The sequence below is a fragment of the Megasphaera hominis genome (genome assembly GCF_014269395.1).
GTDB lineage: Bacteria > Bacillota > Negativicutes > Veillonellales > Megasphaeraceae > Megasphaera > Megasphaera hominis.
Genome location: NZ_JACOGK010000070.1, coordinates 1 through 1,699 on the forward strand (window position 1 = coordinate 1; position 1,699 = coordinate 1,699).

The 1,699-nt window shown below is 44.2% G+C and carries 1 protein-coding gene; it reads left to right on the plus strand.

The window, feature by feature from the left end; all coding sequences use genetic code 11:
- Positions 1–57 precede the first annotated feature (57 nt).
- A complete protein-coding gene (locus H8J70_RS12310; RefSeq protein WP_186504583.1) occupies positions 58–1,683 on the plus strand; it encodes an IS3 family transposase in 1,626 nt (541 codons plus the stop codon).
- Positions 1,684–1,699 lie beyond the last annotated feature (16 nt).

Genomic DNA, 1,699 nt, shown 5'->3' on the forward strand with positions numbered 1-1,699 from the left:
GGAGGTGCGGACAAAAAGTTGGACCTGACATGATCACTAAATGTCAGGAGGTTTAAAATGTATTCTTATGAAAAACGAATGAAAGCAGTCCTGTTGCATCGAGACGCAGGTATGGGACTTAAGAAGGTTATGAAAACACTTGGGTACCCTCGGGACATCAAGGTATTGCGTCAATGGTGCCGTGAATACCAGTCCAGTGGCACACTGCACAGTATCGAAGGCTATGCCGAAGGATATTCTCCTAAGCAAAAGGCAATTGCGGTCGCATATTATTGGAGAAATGGCGATCTGAAGCGTACCAGAGCCGAATTAGGCTATCCTACCACGACTCTCGCATTAAAAAGATGGATTGAAGAGATTGCTGTTTTAGAAAATAAACGGTTGCAATCTGGCCATAACCCTGTAAAATGTGTTCAAGAACCACAAACAGAAGCAGGGAACACTCTACCGATTCAGGAGAATTTGCTTGTACAGGCCGCTGATCCTCACAAGGACCCCGCCTTCCTGATGAAACTGCTTCAAGGGAGGCTGACACCGATGACCAAGAAAAAGCAGGAACCAACCACTGCCTCTTTACTGCAAGAGAAAGAAGAACTCGTTAGAGCGATAGAAGCCTTGCGTAAAGACGAAGAAACACTGCGCAAACAAAAAGAAGAGGCAGAAGAAAAAGTTAAAGTTCTTGAGAATAACCTTGAAAAACTCAGTAAACAGACTCGTGACCAGGAATTAGAGTACCGGGCGCTTGAAATAGCGAGTGCACTAATAAAAAAAGACGGGGGCGTCAGTCTAAAGGACCTGACAAATCGAGAAAAAGCCATTGTGATTGACGCCCTTTGTACAAAATACGAATTCCCTTTGAAACGATGCCTGCAGCTGCTTGCCCTATCGAAAAGCAGCTATTACTATCAGCGGCGTGTGCTACTTGCAGGTGATAAATATGCGGAACTCCGAAAAGAGATAAAAGAAATATTTGAAAACAATTTTAATGCGTATGGCTATCGCCGAATTTGGAAAGCACTCCGTAACAATGGCAAAATTGTTTCCGAAAAGGTAGTCCAACGTATCATGAAAGAAGACCAACTGGTTCCCTACTTCAAACGCCGGAAGAAATACAGCTCGTATGAAGGGGAGCCTACACCTGCGGTCTCTAACGTCATTGAACGGAACTTTAACGCGGATAAGCCTAACGAAAAGTTCCTGACAGACATCACAGAATTCAATCTTACGTTTGGAAAACTATATTTGTCTGTGTTAATTGATTGTTTTGATGGGATGCTGGTATCTTGGGGACTCAGCACGTCGCCCAATGCTAAGCTGGTAAATACGATGCTGGATGACGCCAAGAAACTGGTGAATGAGGATGACCATCCCACCGTTCATTCCGACCGCGGGATTCAATATTTTTGGCAGAGCTGGAGGAACCGGATGAATGAATTCGGATGGACACGGTCCATGTCGAAGAAAGGCTGCTCTCCGGACAATGCTGCTTGTGAAGGCTTCTTTGGCAGAATGAAAAATGAGATATTTTATGGACGAGACTGGCAAGGCGTCTCCCTTGCTGAGTTCAAGGCTTTAATAAATAGATATCTTCATTGGTATAACGAAGATCGGATTAAGATGTCTTTGGGTGGCATGAGCCCGATACAGTATAGAATAAGTTTAGGCTTATTGCCTACAAAGTGAGGACGGTCCAAAAAAA

Bases quoted from the DNA above. Each gene is read 5' to 3' on its own strand.
- H8J70_RS12310 (WP_186504583.1), top strand. From the start codon at position 58: ATGTATTCTTATGAAAAACGAATGAAAGCAGTCCTGTTGCATCGAGAC.